Here is a 17,456-nt window from a genome sequence, read left to right as displayed (position 1 = left end):
GTCGAATGATGTCAGTATTGGAACAAGGTCAGGGAGGTTTACATGAACAACCAGCAAGCCGCCGCAACCCCGGCGTATACGTTATTCACCTTGCAAGCAAGCCCTTCTCAGCGCCGATTCGCCTTCATCATCGGCGCAATCGTGGCTGCGATTACGTTGGCCGGCGCGCCGTACGCGCATTTGCGCTTCCCGCGTACCGGGACGCTTCAGCCTGCGCTGTTCGCCGCGGTGATCTGCTTCGAGCTGATCACCGTATTCGTGCTGTACAGCCAGTTCCGGGTATGCCGTGCGCCGTCCATTCTGGTGCTCGCTGCCGGCTACCTGTACTCGGCCGGCATGGCCACCGCGTATTTGCTCACATTTCCGGGCACACTGGAGCACCGGCCGCCCTTGTGGCATGCGGAGCAGCAGGTACCGGAATATCTCTATGCCTTCTGGCATGCGGGATTCCCGATCGCCATTCTGCTGCACGTATTCATCGAGAAGAAATACGGCGGAATGGCCTTCAGCCCGCGTCAAGGGCGAAACTGGACGGCGCTGGTGTTCGGCGGCACCTTGCTGCTTGTCGCGCTTATTACGACGGGGGTCATTCGTGCTCAGCGCAGCTTGCCCGTGGTGATGGACCACGGCAGAATAACGCCGTTCTTCCTGTTCGCGATCTGCCTGCCGGTGCTGCTGATCAGCTTGGCGGCACTCATCGCCTACTTCCGGTCGACGAGAGGCAGCACGGTAACGGCGTCATGGCTATGCGTGGCGCTGCTTGCAACGTTGCTGGATGTCGGCATTGTCCTGTGCGGCGGCGAGCGGTTCAGCCTGGGGTGGTACATTTCTAAGATGGATACGTTCGTATGCGCCAACATCGTGCTCGCGGGCATGATATATGAATTTACCAAAATGTATTACCGAATGACGGAGCTTTACAATCAGGTTACCGACAGCGAAAGCCGGTTCAAGAAACTCTTCGTCCAGAGCCGGATCGCCGAGCAGAAGATTGCCGAGCAGAATAAAATCATCGAGCGGATGCTGGAGTCCGGACACGAAGCGATTGCAATGTGCGATGAAGAGGGCAGGGTGCTGTTCGCGAACCAACGGTTCGCGGACATGTTCGGCCGCACGCTTGCAGCGGGGCAGCAACTGGCGGATTACTGCCGGGACCTGCGGGTTTCTTACGGTACGTTGGACAGGCGAATAGAAGCGTATTTCGAGCAGCGGCTGCCACCGTTTCGGGAGCGTGCCGCGTTTCAGCTGGAGGGCGGTGCGGCGCGTTATTATGAATGCTACGTCAGTCCGATCGCGAGCGAGGACGGACAGCTCCTCCACGGGCATTTGTTCATGTTCAGCGACCGAACGGATGAGGAGCGCAAGGCGCATTACGACGATTTGACGGGGCTGCCGAACCGGCGATATATCTCCCAGCGCATACAAGAGGCTGTAAATCGCGGGAGGGAAGAGAACGTCCCGTTCGCGGTGTTCTTCATGGATCTGGATGGCTTCAAGCGCGTGAACGATACGCTGGGGCACGAGATGGGCGACCGCCTGCTGCAGGAGACCGCCGTTATTCTTCGGGACTGCGTCGGTACGTACGGCATAAGCGCGCGATGGGCGGGCGACGAGTTTGTCGTGCTGATCGAAGAGGCTGCGGATACTCAGCTTCTAGATAGCATGGCACGCGCTATTATTGCGGCAATGGGCCAGCTCGATCGGATAAACGGACAGCGAATCAACGTGTCGGCGAGCATCGGCATTGCGGTCTTCCCGCAGGACGGCGGGGATGCAGCAGCTATTCTACAGCGTGCGGATCAGGCCATGTACGAGGCGAAGACAAGGGGCAAGAACGATTGCTGGTTTTATGCAGACTGCGTATAGCAGCTCTTGTATATCCAGTGGAATGGATGTAAAATAATAGAAAATTCAACCTGCGTGTGACTGGCGTAAACATGGATAACCATGAGGGAGCACGCAGCAAACGGCCGTACGCCTGGGCAAAAGTATGCGATTCTCATGAATCGGATGCTTTTTTGATTTCTCTATATGATGCATGGAGAGGGCAGGTGTCGAGGATGAAGCTGGCTTATGTGTTGTTTGACGGGTTCACGCTGCTGGATTTTTCAGGTTTCCAGGAAGCGATAACATGGATGAGGGTCCTGGGCGCCGATGCGGACATGATCTGGCATTATTGCGCGGATCAGTCCCGAATAACGGATGACCGCGGCATGTCGATCAGCATTTCGCATGTAAAGCCGGATCTGTCGGGTTATGATTTGGTCTTTGTGCCCGGCGGCATGCCGACGCGCAGATTGCAGTACGACGAAGGCTTCCTGTCCTGGCTTCGAACGGCCCGGGAAGCGGAGATGAAGGTGTCTGTCTGCACAGGGGCTCTGCTGCTGGGGGCAGCGGGATTACTGCAGGGGAAGCGGGCCACGACGAACGCTTCTGCCTATGAGCTGCTTCAGCCTTACTGCGCCGAGGTCGTCAAGGAACGCTTCGTGCGGGACGGCGACGTATTTACGGGCGGCGGTGTCTCGGCATCGATCGACCTCGGTCTGTATGTCGTCGAGTCGCTGACGGACAGAGATTTCACCCGCCGGGTGCAGGAGCAGATGCATTACCCGTATTATTCCGGCGCATCCGCCATAGGATGAAAGGAAGCCCTTGGGCCGGCACTGCCGCCGGTTCAAGGGTTTTCTGCCGTGGGAGGACGGGGCTGCGGAAGGCGGATGGGCGTTAATAGGAAAAACGAGGCGTTATCGTCGGCGGGCCGCCCATTTGGCAAAAAGTGTTCCACCCTTGTTTTCCTGCTTGAATTTTGGGAAAATGATTGGAGGTAACGAGAGACGTTGGTTAGTGAAAAGAGGATCAGGTATGAACAAACCTTCTATATACGGAATGACGCGGGAACAGCTGAGCGGTTGGATGCTGGAGAACGGACACAAGGGGTCTAGAGCCTTGCAGGTGTGGGAGTGGCTCTATCGGAAGCGGGTCACGGCATTCGAAGCGATGACCGATGTGAATGCAGCAAGTCTTGCGCTGCTCGCAGAGCACTATACGTTCGTGACGATGACCGAGCATACCAAACAGGAATCCTCGGACGGGACCGTGAAGTTTCTGTTTAAGCTGCAGGACGGCAATCTCATTGAAACGGTACTGATGCGGCATAAGTTTGGCTTGTCCGTCTGCGTAACCACGCAGGTGGGCTGCAATATCGGATGCAGCTTCTGCGCGAGCGGTCTGCTCAGCAAGAGCCGTGACTTGTCTGCGGGCGAAATCGCCGAGCAAATCATGAAGGTGCAGCTGTATTTGGATGCTGCCGGCCAAGGAGAACGGGTCAGCCATGTGGTTGTTATGGGCATCGGCGAACCGTTCGATAATTTTGAGAACCTCGTCGACTTCCTTGACGTAATCAAGGATCACAAGGGGCTGGCGATCGGCGCCAAGCATATCACGGTATCAACAAGCGGCTTGGCCGACAAGATTATTGCATTCACGGACCGGAATTTAGGCGTCAACCTGGCGATCTCGCTTCATGCGCCGAACAACGAGCTGCGCACGCGGATTATGAAGATCAACCGGGCGATTCCAATCGAGAAACTAATGGCGGCGATCGATTATTACATCAGCAAGAACAAGCGCCGCATAACGCTGGAATACATTTTGCTGCGGGGCGTTAACGACGCCGGCGAGCAGGCGCTGGAGCTTGCAGAGCTGATCGGCGGCCGCCGGCCGAACGTCAATGTGAATCTAATTCCGTACAATCCTGTTGATGAACACAGTCAATACCAGCGAAGTGAACAGGAATCGATTAAAGGCTTCTACGACACGCTCAAGAAACAAGGTGTGAGCGTAAGCGTACGGTTGGAGCATGGAACCGATATCGATGCAGCCTGCGGGCAGCTGCGGAGTAAACAAATGAAAGCTTCCGGGTAACCGGTCAGCTGCCCAAACCGAATTGAATCTCTCAGAATAAGATATTCTAGTTACTTATTAGTGAGAGGGATGATAGCGGGGATATGGCAAAGACAAAGGCAATGAACCGGGAAAATCAGGTCTATTCCAATCGCGTGGTTCGCTCGGAGTTCGATCGGAACTGGGATTCTTACGTCATCCGTTCGGGGTACTTCGTGTACGAAGCCAAACGTACGGGCGCCTCGGTGACCGTGCTGCTCTCGACAGGCGCGTCGAAGCTGCTTACGTTCAGGAAAGGCGGCAAGGTGTGGGTCGGCAGCGGCGGCGTGAGCCATTACAGCAAGACGCATGTGGCGATCGATATCTAATGTGAGGAAGCGTCATATCTAGCAGGAATGATGAGACATCTGGATGCAGATGTCTTTTTGCTGTTCGGCCTTATAGGGCAGGACGCTTTGGTTAAGACTATTTTGATGGGGTAAATGTTGGGATTACTCGGACAAACCGCCCGAAATGGGTTAAGATAGAGGCATCACAAGGAACGGGAGCGGTAACGATATATGTCGAAGAACGAAGAAGTGGTATTGACCAAAGAAGGGTTCGCTAAATTGCAGGAGGAACTCGACGATCTCAAATACGTCAAACGCAAGGAGCTGGCGGCACGGATCAAGCTTGCGATCAGCTACGGCGACTTGAAGGAGAACAGCGAATACCATTCAGCCAAGGAGGATCAGGCGTTCCTCGAAACGCGTGTCCTTGTGCTTGAGAAAATGCTGGCCACTGCGCGCGTCGTGGAAGCTACCGACCAAAGCAATGTTGGCATCGGCGCTTCGGTCGTCCTGCACGATGTCGAGTTCGATGAGAAAATCGAATATCAGATCGTAGCTCCGGCGGAGGCCAACGTGCAGGATAATAAAATATCGTACGAAAGCCCGCTCGGCAAGGAATTGCTTGGGAAACGGGTCGGGGCACGGATCAGCGTCAATGCCCCAGTAGGCGTCATCGAATACAAGCTGCTTGAAATCAAATAATGCATCTCCCCGCGAAGGTGGGGGAGTAAGCGCGGACCGCCGAATCTTTCATTCGGCGGTTTTTTTGTATGTGTTCAAGCCATACCTGACATGCCCTCCATCTTTTTCGGGCATATGACAGAGCATTCCGCGAAGCAACTCAAACCCGCGCGAATGCTGGGTTTTTTGGTCGTAACCCGGCGAAATCCACCCACTTTTTTCGATGATTTTTCCGTATTTTCGATGCTTCAGCGGCGTAATTGCAGGATCCACAATGAAGCCAGCGGCGAGTTAGGGAGAGCCGAGGCGGTTTTACGTTGTTATTTGTGAATTTACAGCGCCATCAGCCGGTCCTGCTTACATTGATGCAAGTTGCCGAGCCGAAGCTGGTTTTGCGTCGATCGCGAGAAACCGTGGGCGGAATCCCATCTCTCCACGCACGCAGCGGAGCATGAACGCTGTTGCGGCGTATTTATTGCCGCAGCGGGCTTTCGTTTTCGCCTCCTCGTTCATCCCCTCCCTCTATCCCTCTATCCTTCTATTATTGTATCCTTCTACCCCTTTTTTATCTGCAATTCTTCAAATCTGCAGATTTCGAATTCCCTCACTATCCAATATATGATATATTTGATATAACTTTTATATATGGAGTCGGGAGGCTGAAACTTTTGAATTCGGATCGGGAACCGCTGTATGTTCAAATTCAGAATCACTTTAAAGACGAAATTCGGACGGGCCGGCTGCTTGCCGACGACAAAATTCCAACGGAGAAGGAGCTTCTGGAGCAGTTCGACGTCAGTCGGATTACGGTCGCTAATGCGCTCAGCGAACTGGCGCGGGAAGGGTGGATTTATCGGATTCCGGGGCGCGGCACTTACGTGAAATGCGATCCAGAGGGTGTGATTGTTGCGGCCGCCGCAGCGGCCCTCGAGTCTGCCCAGCCTGCTCAGCTTGTCCAGCCTATGCAAGCGGAGAAGCGGCGAGAACGGCCTAAGGTTGGCCTTATCATCCCCTCGGTCAGCGATTATTTTGCCATCCGTCTGCTCGCGGGCATAACGGATTCGCTGGAGAGCGGGGGTTGCTCGCTGTCCATCATGTTCACGTTCAATTCCAAGGAACGGGAGAAAGAGCTTATACGGGAGCTGCGTGACAGCGTTGACGGGCTTATTATTTTCCCTGTGGATGCGGATGTGTACAACGAAGAAATCATTACGCTCAAAATGAACGGTTATCCGTTCGTGCTGATCGACCGATATTTGCCCGGCGTCGAGACGAATACGGTTCATGCGGACAGTGCGCTTGCCGCTAAGCTCGCGGTCGACCACCTGTGGTCACTCGGCCACAGAAATATCGCGATCTGCACGGACACCCCGCTATCGGCGGTATCCGTCGACGACCGGATCAACGGCTATATGAACGCCTTGAAGGAGAAGGAAGCATTAATTAACCCTGCGCTGCTGCTGACGAATTTCGACGTGCGGGATGCCGGGCTTGACGCCGACCATCCGCTGGTCCAATTGATCACAAGCCGCGCGGCTACGGCTTATATTGCGCTCAACAGCACGCTTGGCCTGCATATTGCCGCCGTTGCCAAAGCCGCTGGCTTGAACATGCCGGGCGACCTCTCCGTCGTGACCTTCGATAATCCAAGCCGGGGCATGCTGGACGAGCAGGGAATCTTCACGTACATTGACCAGCATGAAGGCGAAATCGGCCGTCGCGCCGGCGAGCTAATGGCGGCAATTTTGCAAGCGGACGGCGTGGGCAGCGTGCCGGCGTACAACCGGATCGTGCTGGAGCCGATGCTGGTTGTTAGGGGCACGACGGCTGCACCAAGGGAATAGTCTTAAGACAGGTAAGCCGCGAATGCAAAAAAATAGGAAATAATTAGCGGAATTCTTTCTCTTTTTCACAAATCGACCGACCACAGGCCGTAATTGATGCCGTCATCCGACTGCTGGAGGGCTGAGAGGCAAGGTGGAATAGATAAGCCGTTAAGCCGTCCCATGAACGACTGCCGGATTATTCGACAGGATGGCTTCGGCAGCTTCGCGCAGTGCGGGCAGAAACGCTGTAACGGCTTCCGCGCGCTTGAAGAGCTCCGCGGTAGACGTGATGCCGAGCTCCGCGATGGCGGCTTGGAAGGCGGGTAAACGTTCGGCATGCCACCCCGGCGCGTCCGCGGCTAATATTTTATGACAGCGGGCAAAGGTTGCGATTATCCAAAATACCGCCTCGCGGTGGCTGCCGTCCTGAATGAGCGCGCGGCTTCCGTCGATGGCGATGGAGCGCGCGGCAGGTGTGATGTCCGAGCTGAAGAAGAACGGCGTCCTACCGGCTGCGGCGGCAAGGTCGAAGGTGCAGCTTAGCTCGTCAAGGTGCGCCTCCGCCCGCTCGGGGGTTAGGTTCGTACATCCGAGCAAGCGCATGAATTCGCTGTAAAGCTCGGATTGCCCATAATCCGCCAGCGTTTCCCGCGCCGCAAGATAGCGCAGCCGCACGGTCGGATTGCGGAGCGCGGCAACGAGGATGACATGCGTCGTTACGCCTGTCGGGAACAGCCATGACGTAACCTTGTCATGCAGCGGCGCATCCGCGTCGATGGCGCGCAGCCCATTCTCGATGCGCAGCAGCGCATCACTGCAACGGCGTCGAACCCAGGCTGCTTCGGCGTAATGGCGGGCAACATCAGCTTGCAGCTTGCGCAGATAGCCCTCGGGGTCGGCAATAATCGTGTCCATCCGGAAGCTGCCTGCCAGATGATACGATCCCAACACTTCCTCCGCTGAAGCAAGCTCTCTCCTGCTCAAGTAGGTGACTTCGAGCAGAACGCCGCTGTACAGAAATTTCCCGAGCTTGGGCGGCGCTACGTCCCCTGCCGTCACGATTACGATGTCGATATCGGAAGAAGGTGGAAGCTCTGCCCAATCAGACATTCCAATCGTCGAACCGCTGAAATAAGCGCCTCGAAAGCCGATTTCCGTGCTCGCATGCTCCATTACCCATCGAATCGCAGTCTGCTTAGCCGCTTTGATTTGCATGGTTCACCTCGTATTGTTGTGGTTTGAAGGCGCACATGACCTAAGAGGAGCCTCTAGAAACTGGAAGACGCATGTATTCTTCATGGTAGCGCTTAAGAAACAAGAACGTCTATAGGCAATGCGAATGAAATCCACGCGAAATATCGACATGGCAGCATAAACGGCCGCAGACGGACAAAGATTGATCGATGGACATGATGAGGAAATAGAAAAGGCATCTTATTATTTTCGCAAAACAATTGATCTATTATACATATATAATATATTATTATGCTATAGCATGATGACTAAAGGATGGTGCATGAACGATATGCCTTACACACCGATTAAATTGGACGTTCTTCGCAATACGCTGAAAGGAATCGAGTCCCGTATTTACACGAAACTCGCACCGCTTGAAATGACGGCTTATGCAACGAAGGAGCCGGTCGTGTTCGCGGAGCGCGAATCCGGGCAGCGTCTGGAATTGAAAGCCGGCGACAAATGGGGCGAGCTGTGGGACTGCGCTTGGTTTCATTTTAAAGGGCTGGTGCCTCGCGAAGCGGCCGGCAGCAAAGTCGTGCTGCTGATCGATGTAAACGGCGAGCTCTGCATCTTTGACGAGGAAGGTACGCCGGTGCAAGGCTTGACGAACGTGAACTCGGAGTTCGACCTGACGCTGGGTCTGCCGGGCAAGCGCGTATTCCCGCTGCTTGCGTCGGCTGTCGGCGGCGAGACCGTGGATTTGTGGGCAGATGCCGGGAACAATGATTTATTCGGCTTCTACCGTAGCGGAACCGTGAAGGAAGCGGACATTGCTATCTGTCATGAGGACACTCGCCAGCTGTATTACGATTACGAAGTGCTGCTTGATTATGCCGAGCATATCGACGACAAGTCCGCGCGGACGGCGCGTATTCTTCAAGCACTTTATGATGTTCATCTCCTATTGCGGGATCCGTCGGTGGAGGTTATTGCGAAGGCGCGTCAGGTGCTGGCGGCCGAGCTTGCCAAGCAGGGCGGCGATCCGACGATGACAGCAACGGCTGTTGGCCACGCGCATATCGACTTGGCCTGGCTGTGGCCGATCCGCGAAACATTCCGTAAAGGCGCGCGGACCTTCGCGACCGTGCTGCGTATGATGGAGAAATACCCTGACTACGTGTTTGGCGCGAGCCAGCCGCAGCTGTACCAGTGGGTGAAGGAGCAGCATCCGAAGCTGTATGCGCAGATCAAGCAGCGCATTGCGGAAGGACGCTGGGAAGTGCAGGGCGCGATGTGGGTGGAGCCGGACTCCAACATCGCGGGCGGCGAGGCGCTCATACGCCAGATTCTGCACGGCAAACGGTTCTTCAAAGAAGAATTCGGCCTCGATATGCGCATGCTGTGGGTGCCGGATATTTTCGGCTATACGGCAAGCTTGCCTCAGCTGCTGAAGCAGTCAGGCGTCGACTACGTCATGACGCAGAAGCTGTCGTGGAGCGTGCACAACGATCATCCGCATCATACGTTCTTCTGGGAAGGCATCGACGGCACGAGCGTGCTGACGCATCTGCCGCCGGAGGATACGTACAACGGTCCGGCGCTTCCGCGTTCCATCATTAAGGCGGAGCGGGACTACTACGACAAGAATGTATCCGACCATTGCCTGGTCGTTTTCGGTATCGGTGACGGCGGCGGCGGCCCAGGCGAAGAGCATCTGGAGCGGCTGGCGCGCGTGAAGAATCTGCAGGGGCTAATTCCCGTGAAGCAGGAGCCGGCCATTACCTTCTTCGACAAGCTGAATACGAACAGCCAGCGCTACAAGACATGGAAGGGCGAGCTGTACCTGGAGAAGCATCAAGGCACGCTCACCAGCCAAGCACGCAACAAGCGGTTCAACCGCAAGCTGGAGAAGGCGCTGCGCGAATTGGAATTCGCGGCATCGCTCGCCATCGCCGCGGGTAAAGGCGAATATCCGGCCAAGGAGCTGGAGACGATTTGGAAAGAAGTGCTGCTCTACCAGTTCCACGACATTCTCCCGGGCTCATCGATCACGCGCGTCTTCGACGAATCGCTGGCACGCTATGAAGTGCTGCTAAGCCGCGTCAACGAGCTGACGGCGGCCGCTTATAAGGACGCCGCTTCCGCGGTTGCAACGACAAGCGCGGCGAATCCGGCGGTGATGTTCAACTCGCTGCCATGGGACCGCAAGGAATGGGTGCGTACGACGGGCGGCCAATGGCTGCAAGCTGACGTTCCTGCCATGGGCTACGGAGTCGTGGACATGGCCTCGCTGCCTGAGCAGCCGGCATTCGAGCTTCAAGCGGCCGATGATCTGCTTGAGAACGAGCTCATCCGCGTGACATTCAATCCGGACGGTAGCATCAGCTCGATATACGACAAGACGCTTCAGCGTGAAGTGCTCGCACCGGGCGAGACGGCGAACGTACTGTCCATCTACCATGATAACGGCGACGCTTGGGATTTCCCGGAGGACTACGCCGCGGCGCAATCGACGCCGATGACCTTGACGGAAAGCCGCGCAAGCATCGACGGACCGCAGGCGATCCTGGAGCAGCGCTACGCGTACGGCAAATCTACGCTGACGCAGCACATCGCGCTGACGGCAGGCAGTAAGCAGCTGGTGTTCAGCACCGAAGCGGACTGGCAGGAAGACGGCAAAATGCTGCGCGCCAATTTCCCGCTGAACGTGTACACGGATGCGGCCAACTGCGAGATTCAGTTCGGACACTTAAAGCGCCCGACGCACCGCAACACGATGTGGGATTATGCGAAGGATGAAATTTGCGCGCATCAGTGGATCGATCTGTCGCAGCCAGACTTCGGCGCGGCGATCTTAAACGACTGCAAATACGGGTACAGCGCAAACGGGCATACCATCAGCATCCATTTGCTGCGCAGCCCGTCGTATCCGGACCCGACCTGCGACCGCGCGCAGCACCAATTCCGCTATGCGGTACTGCCGCATGAAGGAGATTTCCTCGCAGCGGAGGTCTACAAAGCCGGTTATGCGTTCAATACGCCGCTGGCCGTCGCCGCTGCAGGCGGCTCGGAAGCCGGTGTCCTGCCGGAACGGTTCTCGGCAATCGCGCTCGAAGGCCGCGGCGTTATGATCGAAGCCGTGAAGAAGGCGGAGGACGAGAATGCCTTGATCGTGCGTCTCTATGAGACATCGGGAGCTAATGCGTCGGTTCGGCTGAACGTGAACATCGCTCATGCTTCTGCTGTCCTTGCAGATCTAATGGAGCAGGAGATCGCGCCGCTTACCGGCACGGATAACGGCTACGACTTGCAGTTCTCGCCGTTCGAGATTAAGACGGTGAAGGTCAGCCTCTAACTATAAGCAGCGTCTACTCGAGGCGGCCCCTGCTGCAGCATTTGCTGCGGAGGGGCCGCTTCGTGCTGGGCTCCAAATTGCCGGGAGGCAGCGGAAACGGCTATACTGTTACCATAAACTTACGTACGGTTAAGGAGCATGCCTACCATGACAAAGCAAGAGCATTCATTTCACGCCTACGGCCTCGGCGACGACATTATCCGCGCGATTGACAGCCTCGGCTACGAGGAGCCGACCGCTGTGCAGCGCGAGGTCATTCCCCATGTGCTGTCGCAGCGGGATTTGACCGTTCGAGCCCAGACGGGGAGCGGTAAGACCGCCGCTTTCGGCATTCCGATCTGCGAGCTGATCGAATGGGAGGAGAACCGGCCGCAGGCGCTGGTACTGACGCCGACCCGGGAGCTGGCCGGGCAGGTGAAGGAGGATCTCATTAACATCGGCCGCTTCAAGCGCATCAAGGCGGTGGCGATCTATGGGCAGCAGCCGTTCGCCGGTCAGAAGATCGAGCTGCAGCAGAAGGTTCACGTCGTTGCGGGAACGCCGGGCCGCGTGCTGGATCATATCCAGCGCGGGACGTTCGACGTGGAGCGGCTCCGTTTTCTAGTGATCGACGAAGCGGATGAGATGCTAAACCGCGGCTTTATCGAGCAGGTAGAGGCGATTATTAAGGAGCTGCCGGCCGAGCGGATGACGCTGCTCTTCTCCGCGACGCTCCCGCCTGACGTGGAGCGGCTCTGCCATGCTTATATGCGCAATCCGCTGGATATTGCCATCGAATCCGGAAGCATTGCAGTGGAGCGGATCGCGCATGAGCTCTATATCGTGAATGACAGCCGTAAAATCGCGCTGCTCAAAGCCGTTACCGCCATGGAAAACCCGGACAGCTGCATCATCTTCTGCTCGACGCAGGAGGCGGTGGATCTGGTGAACCGCGAGCTTCGGCGCAGCGGCTACCCGTGCGACAAAATCCACGGCGGGATGGAGCAGGACGACCGGTTCAGCGTCATGCATGCCTTCCGGCGTCATGAATTCCGCTATCTCGCGGCAACTGATGTGGCGGCAAGGGGCATCGATATCGAGAACGTCACCCATGTCATCAACTATGACCTGCCTATGGACAGCGAGAAGTTCGTGCACCGGATCGGCCGAACAGGCCGTGCGGGCTTAAGCGGCAAAGCCATTACGTTCGCAGCGCCTAATGAAGAGAAGCGGCTTGCGGATATCGAGCGCTACCTCGGATTTGAACTGCCGCGGTCGGAAGCGCCAGCCGAAGAAGACGTGGCAGCGGCGCAGGAGGCGTTTCAGCACAAGCTGCAGGCAGCTTCACCGGTGAAGCTGGATAAGCGGGAGCTGCTGAGTCAGGACATTATGAAGCTGTATTTTAACGGGGGCAAGAAGAAGAAGCTGCGTGCAGTCGATTTCGTCGGGACGATTGCGAAGCTGGAGGGAATGACGGCGGCGGATATCGGGATCATCTCCATTCAAGATAATGTGACGTTCGTGGACATTCTGAACGGCAAGGGCCGATTGGTTCTGCACGCGATGAAGACGACGACGATCAAAGGCAAGCAGCTGAAGGTGCATGAAGCGAATAAATAACAAGAAGAGAGACGGCGGTTAAGGCCGTCTCTCTTCCATGTCGGTCAGCGCCTTATGCATCCAAATCGCGGCTTGGGCGCCTTCGCCCATGGCGATGACCGCTTGTTCGGAATGGAACGCGATATCCCCGGCGGCCCAGACCTGCGGGATGCTGGTCATCTTGGTACGGGGGTCGGTCCAAACATGCCGATTCTCGTGAAGTCGGGCGCCAAGCTGCGCGGCTAACTGGGATCGTACCTCATTGCCGCCGAAGGCGACGAAAGCGCGCTCGGCCGTAATTTCCGAGCCATCCCGCAGCAGGACACCGTGGAATACACCGTCCATGGAAGCGTTGACGGCCGTTACGTCTGCTTGCCGGTGCCGAATCCCGGCTGCGGCCAATCGTGCGGTAAGCTCGGAACTGACGGGGTGCTTCGCACTCTCTTGGTTTAGGTAGAGCAGCTCGTCCGTCCAAGCACGGAGGGTAAGCGCCATGCGGGCGCCGACATCGCCGGCGCCAAGCACGAGCGTTCGGCGGTCCTTGACCTCGTAGCCGTCGCAGTCCGGACAGACGTATACGGTCAAGCCTAGGCAGGGGTGAAGACCCGGCCAACCGGGCAGCCTGTCCATGACGCCGGTTGCGAGCAGCAGCGTACGTGATTCATAGGAGGCGCCGCTGCTGCCTCGCAAGCCGAAGCCGCCGTTTGGCAAGCTGGCGGCTTCAAGAATCGTGTCGGGCTTCTGCTCCATACCGTATGTGCCAAGCTGCTTGAGACCAGCCTGCCTGATGGCTTCGCCGGAGACGCCGTCCGGATATCCGAGCAAATTGCGATAGCTCCGGCACAGCGTGGAGCGTCCGTCTCCGGAATCGATGACGAGCACTTTATACTTGGCATAACGTCCGAGTTGAATCGCTGCCTGCAGGCCGGCAAGGCCGCCCCCAACGATAATGCAGTCTAGCATGAGCAGGACTCCTTTGCTAAGCGGGGATCGTGGTCGTTCTGCCTTAGTTTGGCGGAAACGCCATGTTCTATGTGCGAGAGGAGCTGCGAAGTTGCTCCGGCATTGTCGGCATGGACTTGGTAACCTATGGGCAGCTACCACGAAGGGGAGGAAGAAGCCGGCCTTTTCGCGAAATAGAAGTGATGGCAACAATGAACGGAGGCTGCATCAATCGATGATTAAACTGCGTAAAGGCGCATGGACGCTCTTCGAGAGCGCGCTGTACAAAACGACCTCGACGGTCATCCAAACGGAGGATGCCGTGCTGATCGTCGATCCCTGCTGGCTGCCGCATGAGGTAGAGGAAATTCGCCGGTATGCCGGCGATATGGCGCTGAACGGGAAGCGCAAATACGTGCTGTTCACGCACTCGGATTTTGACCATATTATCGGATACGGGGCTTTTCCGGATGCGGAAGTGATCGCTTCGGCTGCGTTCGCGGATAAGAGCGAGGCAGCGAAGCAGAAGATTGTCGAGCAGATTCTGGCATTCGACGACGATTATTACTTGGAGCGAAATTATGAGATTGCGTATCCGGCAGTTACGCATCGCGTGGAGCGTGACGGGCAGCTCCTGCAGCTTGGCACCGATTTGCGGCTGACCTTCTACCTCTCGCCGGGTCATAACGATGACGGTCTATTTACCGTCGTCGAACCGCTTGGACTGCTGCTGGCGGGCGACTACTGGTCGGATCTTGAGTTTCCGTATATCTATCACAGCAGCACGCTGTACGAGGAAACGATTGGCAAGCTGGATACGATGCTGACGGCGCATGAGGTAAAGCGGCTCATCCCGGGCCACGGCAGCTCGACGGCGGATATCGGCGAGATGAAGCGGCGCCAGACGGCTGATTTTGCATATATCGCTGCCCTGCGCGGTGCGGTGGGAAGCGGGGACCAGGAGACGATCGACGCATTGATTGACGGCTGCCGGTTTCCCCGCAACATGCGGAAGTTCCATAAGGGAAATCAGGAGCTGATGGAGCGGGAGCTACGCGCGAAATCGTGAACTTGAATCGTCGTCAACGATGCAAAAGCAGCCCCGGATAATCACCCGGGGCTGCTTTGTTTGTGCGGAAGATGGAATTATGAACGAAGCTTAGCCATATCAAAAGCCGGTACGAAGCCTTCTTTCATCGCTCGTCCAAGCAGCGCTTCGATTGCGGCGTAACCGCTCGCTCCTAGATTGCGGGAAAATTCGTTGACGTAGAGTGCAATATGCTGATTCGCTACGGTTGGCGACATTTCCTGCGCGTGTTCCATGACGTAGGCGGCGGACGCCTCCGGATTGGCCCATGCATATTCCACGGAGCTGCGAATCCAGGCCGTCAGCGAAGCGGTATCGAGCGAGCGGCGGGCAATAATCGCGCCGAGCGGAATCGGAAGGCCGGTGTCGGATTCCCACCAGCTGCCGAGGTCCGTCATCATGTGCAGGCCGTAGTTCTGGTACGTGAACCGCGCTTCGTGAATGACGAGACCGGCGTCGATGGAGCCGTCCCGGACGGCGGGCATGATTTCATGAAACGGCATGACGACGATGTCGAGATTGCCGCCGGGAATGTTCTGGGCCGCCCATAAGCGGAAGAGCAGATAAGCCGTGGAACGCTCGCTTGGCACGGCTACCCGTTTACCGCTCAGGGAAGCGGGGTCGGCTGCGCCGTTCTTCGTCAGCACGAGCGGGCCGCAGCCGCGTCCGAGTGCGCCGCCGCAAGGCAGCAGGGCGTAGTCGTCCAGCACCCAAGGCAGGGCAGCGAAAGAAATTTTGAGCACCTCCGGCCCTTCCCTGGCTGCTGCCCAATTGTTCGTAATATCAATATCCGCGTAGGTCACGTCGAATGAAGGCGCGCCTGGCACCTGTCCATGAACCAAGGCGTGGAAAACAAATGTATCGTTCGGGCATGGCGAGAAAGCAATTTTCATTACAGCACCTCCGTCAAAATCCGGCTTGCACGTTCCAGCGCCTGCAGCGCATCGCCGATTCGCCAAGCATCTCTGTCTCGCGGTCCGACCGCGTTGGAAATCGCCCGCAGCTCCAGCGCGGGTAGGCCAAACTGCAGCGCGGCCGTCGCTACGCCGAAGCCCTCCATGGCTTCGGCCGCTGCGCCTGGCACGCGCCGTTCATGCTCCGCGGCGGTTGCGGCCATTCCCGTCGCGGTCGTTACGGTGAGCACGGGACCTGTGCTCACCGGCAGACCGGCCGCGGCGATGCCCGCGGCCAAGGCGCCCGCGAGGCGGGCGTCGACCCCGATGCGGGACGAGCCGAACCCGAGCGCGTCCACGCTCGCGAAGCCGTCCGGGGTCTCGACCCCCAGATCGGCGGCGATGATTTCGCCGGCCACCACAAGCGAGCCCACGGCGGCTGTACCGGCGAAGCCGCCCGCGATGCCTGCGCTGACCGCGAGCCGGTAGCCGCCCGCGGCCAGCGCCGCGGCGGTGCCGGCCGCCGCCGCCGCCGGCCCTACGCCAGCGGCGACGACGTGAAATCGTTCGTCGCCCCCCAAGCCGCGCAGCACGGCATCGCGCTCCGCGGCCACCGCAGTAACGATCAGGACGCGCCCGCGGTTTGTATTCTCCTCTTTCCCCATTGCACAAGCTCCTTTATAAACAATGACGTTGCTGTGAGTTACACACATTTTACCTCTGCGGCCGCCCGCATTCAACCGGGCCGACGTGGGCGAGGTGTTTCCCTTTAATGAAAGACAACATCCAACCTCTCCAAACAGCCTCCGTCTGCCGATATGGTGTAAAAGAAAACATGCTTATGTCATACAATCCTGCGGACAGTTTTCAAAAACGGTTGACGCCGGGTGGTTGAGCTGGTAAAGTACATTTATATTTTATACAATTTAATTTAATAAAATCAATAAGGAGGAATCATCATGACTACACTATACGACCTTCAAGCCACAACGAACCACGGCCAAACGAAATCGCTGTCCGACTATAAGGGAGACGTAATGCTGATCGTCAACACGGCCAGCAAATGCGGATTTACGCCTCAGTATGAAGACTTGCAGAAGCTATACGAGAGCTACCGCGACCAAGGGCTGCAAATTCTCGGCTTCCCTTCCAATCAATTCGGCGAGCAGGAGCCAGGCACGGATTCCGACGTGCAAAGCTTCTGCCAAATCAATTATGGCGTTAATTTCCCGCTCTTCGCGAAATCGGACGTTCGGGGCGAGAGCGCGAACGAGGTATTCCGCTATTTGACGGAATCGCAGCCTTTCCGCGGATTCGATACCTCCGAGCCAAGCGGCAAAATGCTGCATGCCTTCCTCAGCGAGAAGCTGCCGGAATGGCTGATCGACGACTCGATCAAATGGAACTTCACCAAATTCCTAATCGACCGCGAAGGCAATGTTGTTGGACGCTATGAGTCGACGGTAGAACCGCTCGCTATGAAAGAGGATATCGAGGCGCTGCTGAACGCAGGTAAATAATAGCTTTCCAGGCGGGTTCGGCTTTGGCCGGACCTCTTTTTATGGATAGGTGTCGTTCTTTTGAATCTTTGCGCGCCTGGAACTTGCACAGCTTGTGTCGATCCACATCACGGCCGGGCGTATAGGGTTTCGCTACGCCTCCCGCAGTCACTCTGTTTGCAAA

Annotated in this window: 14 protein-coding genes and 1 riboswitch; of the genes, 10 read left to right on the top strand and 4 right to left on the bottom strand. The window is 57.0% G+C overall.

The genetic code is table 11. The annotated features are described in order from the left end of the window. Positions 1–42 precede the first annotated feature (42 nt). The 6 genes from KXU80_RS17870 to KXU80_RS17845 all read left to right on the top strand — a co-directional run bounded on the left by KXU80_RS17870 (position 43) and on the right by KXU80_RS17845 (position 6,757). Positions 43–1,866, top strand: a complete 1,824-nt coding sequence (locus KXU80_RS17870) for a diguanylate cyclase domain-containing protein (RefSeq protein WP_219834570.1) — start codon at positions 43–45, stop codon at positions 1,864–1,866. Positions 1,867–1,912: 46 nt separating this feature from the next. After that, a riboswitch (ZMP/ZTP riboswitch) is annotated at positions 1,913–1,991 on the top strand. A 69-nt stretch (positions 1,992–2,060) separates the two neighbouring features. Further along, complete coding sequence (locus KXU80_RS17865) at positions 2,061–2,642, top strand: DJ-1/PfpI family protein (protein ID WP_219834569.1); 582 nt, start codon at positions 2,061–2,063, stop codon at positions 2,640–2,642. Positions 2,643–2,862: 220 nt separating this feature from the next. Beyond that, positions 2,863–3,924 (top strand): dual-specificity RNA methyltransferase RlmN, encoded by a 1,062-nt coding sequence (rlmN, locus tag KXU80_RS17860; protein ID WP_219834568.1) that lies wholly within the window; start codon positions 2,863–2,865, stop codon positions 3,922–3,924. A gap of 83 nt (positions 3,925–4,007) precedes the next feature. Then, positions 4,008–4,271, top strand: coding sequence for a hypothetical protein (locus KXU80_RS17855; protein ID WP_219834567.1), 264 nt, complete (start codon positions 4,008–4,010; stop codon positions 4,269–4,271). 192 nt (positions 4,272–4,463) lie between these two features. Then, entirely contained in the window at positions 4,464–4,934 is a 471-nt protein-coding gene (gene greA, locus KXU80_RS17850; RefSeq protein ID WP_219834566.1) for a transcription elongation factor GreA, read from the top strand. Between the two features lie 647 nt (positions 4,935–5,581). Then, positions 5,582–6,757: a GntR family transcriptional regulator gene (locus tag KXU80_RS17845; protein WP_219834565.1), complete on the top strand. Its 1,176-nt coding sequence runs from the start codon at positions 5,582–5,584 to the stop codon at positions 6,755–6,757. 150 nt (positions 6,758–6,907) lie between these two features. Here the strand turns inward: KXU80_RS17845 and KXU80_RS17840 are convergent, their stop codons facing one another. Then, positions 6,908–7,954, bottom strand: a complete 1,047-nt coding sequence (locus KXU80_RS17840; RefSeq protein WP_219834564.1) for a hypothetical protein — start codon at positions 7,952–7,954, stop codon at positions 6,908–6,910. Between the two features lie 301 nt (positions 7,955–8,255). Here KXU80_RS17840 and KXU80_RS17835 point away from each other — a divergent pair, with 301 nt between their 5' ends. Both KXU80_RS17835 and KXU80_RS17830 read left to right on the top strand, forming a co-directional pair. Then, positions 8,256–11,273, top strand: a complete 3,018-nt coding sequence (locus KXU80_RS17835; protein WP_258171050.1) for an alpha-mannosidase — start codon at positions 8,256–8,258, stop codon at positions 11,271–11,273. 147 nt (positions 11,274–11,420) lie between these two features. Next, positions 11,421–12,872 (top strand): DEAD/DEAH box helicase, encoded by a 1,452-nt coding sequence (locus KXU80_RS17830; RefSeq protein WP_219834563.1) that lies wholly within the window; start codon positions 11,421–11,423, stop codon positions 12,870–12,872. 18 nt (positions 12,873–12,890) lie between these two features. Here the strand turns inward: KXU80_RS17830 and KXU80_RS17825 are convergent, their stop codons facing one another. Further along, complete coding sequence (locus tag KXU80_RS17825) at positions 12,891–13,814, bottom strand: NAD(P)/FAD-dependent oxidoreductase (RefSeq protein ID WP_219834562.1); 924 nt, start codon at positions 13,812–13,814, stop codon at positions 12,891–12,893. A 214-nt stretch (positions 13,815–14,028) separates the two neighbouring features. Between KXU80_RS17825 and KXU80_RS17820 the strand changes: the two genes are divergently transcribed. Continuing rightward, positions 14,029–14,862, top strand: a complete 834-nt coding sequence (locus KXU80_RS17820) for an MBL fold metallo-hydrolase (protein ID WP_219834561.1) — start codon at positions 14,029–14,031, stop codon at positions 14,860–14,862. A gap of 77 nt (positions 14,863–14,939) precedes the next feature. Here KXU80_RS17820 and KXU80_RS17815 read toward each other — a convergent pair whose 3' ends face one another. Both KXU80_RS17815 and KXU80_RS17810 read right to left on the bottom strand, forming a co-directional pair. Next, a complete protein-coding gene (locus KXU80_RS17815; protein WP_219834560.1) occupies positions 14,940–15,773 on the bottom strand; it encodes a 1,4-dihydroxy-6-naphtoate synthase in 834 nt (277 codons plus the stop codon). After that, complete coding sequence (locus tag KXU80_RS17810) at positions 15,773–16,438, bottom strand: futalosine hydrolase (RefSeq protein ID WP_219834559.1); 666 nt, start codon at positions 16,436–16,438, stop codon at positions 15,773–15,775. Before KXU80_RS17810 ends, KXU80_RS17815 begins: the two co-directional genes overlap by 1 nt. A gap of 294 nt (positions 16,439–16,732) precedes the next feature. On the opposite strand from KXU80_RS17810, the gene KXU80_RS17805 reads away from it, so the two are divergent. Continuing rightward, positions 16,733–17,293, top strand: coding sequence for a glutathione peroxidase (locus KXU80_RS17805; protein ID WP_219834558.1), 561 nt, complete (start codon positions 16,733–16,735; stop codon positions 17,291–17,293). Positions 17,294–17,456 lie beyond the last annotated feature (163 nt).

It is taken from the genome of Paenibacillus sp. R14(2021), assembly GCF_019431355.1.
In the GTDB taxonomy this organism is placed as follows: domain Bacteria; phylum Bacillota; class Bacilli; order Paenibacillales; family Paenibacillaceae; genus Paenibacillus_Z.
Note: the sequence above shows the minus strand (reverse complement) of the source record. Positions and strands in the feature narration are given on the sequence as shown.

Coding starts and splice junctions, on each gene's coding strand:
- KXU80_RS17825 (WP_219834562.1), bottom strand. CDS start 13,814: ATGCTAGACTGCATTATCGTTGGGGGCGGCCTTGCCGGCCTGCAGGCA.
- KXU80_RS17815 (WP_219834560.1), bottom strand. CDS start 15,773: ATGAAAATTGCTTTCTCGCCATGCCCGAACGATACATTTGTTTTCCAC.
- rlmN (WP_219834568.1), top strand. CDS start 2,863: ATGAACAAACCTTCTATATACGGAATGACGCGGGAACAGCTGAGCGGT.
- KXU80_RS17840 (WP_219834564.1), bottom strand. CDS start 7,954: ATGCAAATCAAAGCGGCTAAGCAGACTGCGATTCGATGGGTAATGGAG.
- KXU80_RS17805 (WP_219834558.1), top strand. CDS start 16,733: ATGACTACACTATACGACCTTCAAGCCACAACGAACCACGGCCAAACG.
- greA (WP_219834566.1), top strand. CDS start 4,464: ATGTCGAAGAACGAAGAAGTGGTATTGACCAAAGAAGGGTTCGCTAAA.
- KXU80_RS17865 (WP_219834569.1), top strand. CDS start 2,061: ATGAAGCTGGCTTATGTGTTGTTTGACGGGTTCACGCTGCTGGATTTT.
- KXU80_RS17830 (WP_219834563.1), top strand. CDS start 11,421: ATGACAAAGCAAGAGCATTCATTTCACGCCTACGGCCTCGGCGACGAC.
- KXU80_RS17835 (WP_258171050.1), top strand. CDS start 8,256: ATGAACGATATGCCTTACACACCGATTAAATTGGACGTTCTTCGCAAT.
- KXU80_RS17870 (WP_219834570.1), top strand. CDS start 43: ATGAACAACCAGCAAGCCGCCGCAACCCCGGCGTATACGTTATTCACC.
- KXU80_RS17820 (WP_219834561.1), top strand. CDS start 14,029: ATGATTAAACTGCGTAAAGGCGCATGGACGCTCTTCGAGAGCGCGCTG.
- KXU80_RS17855 (WP_219834567.1), top strand. CDS start 4,008: ATGGCAAAGACAAAGGCAATGAACCGGGAAAATCAGGTCTATTCCAAT.
- KXU80_RS17810 (WP_219834559.1), bottom strand. CDS start 16,438: ATGGGGAAAGAGGAGAATACAAACCGCGGGCGCGTCCTGATCGTTACT.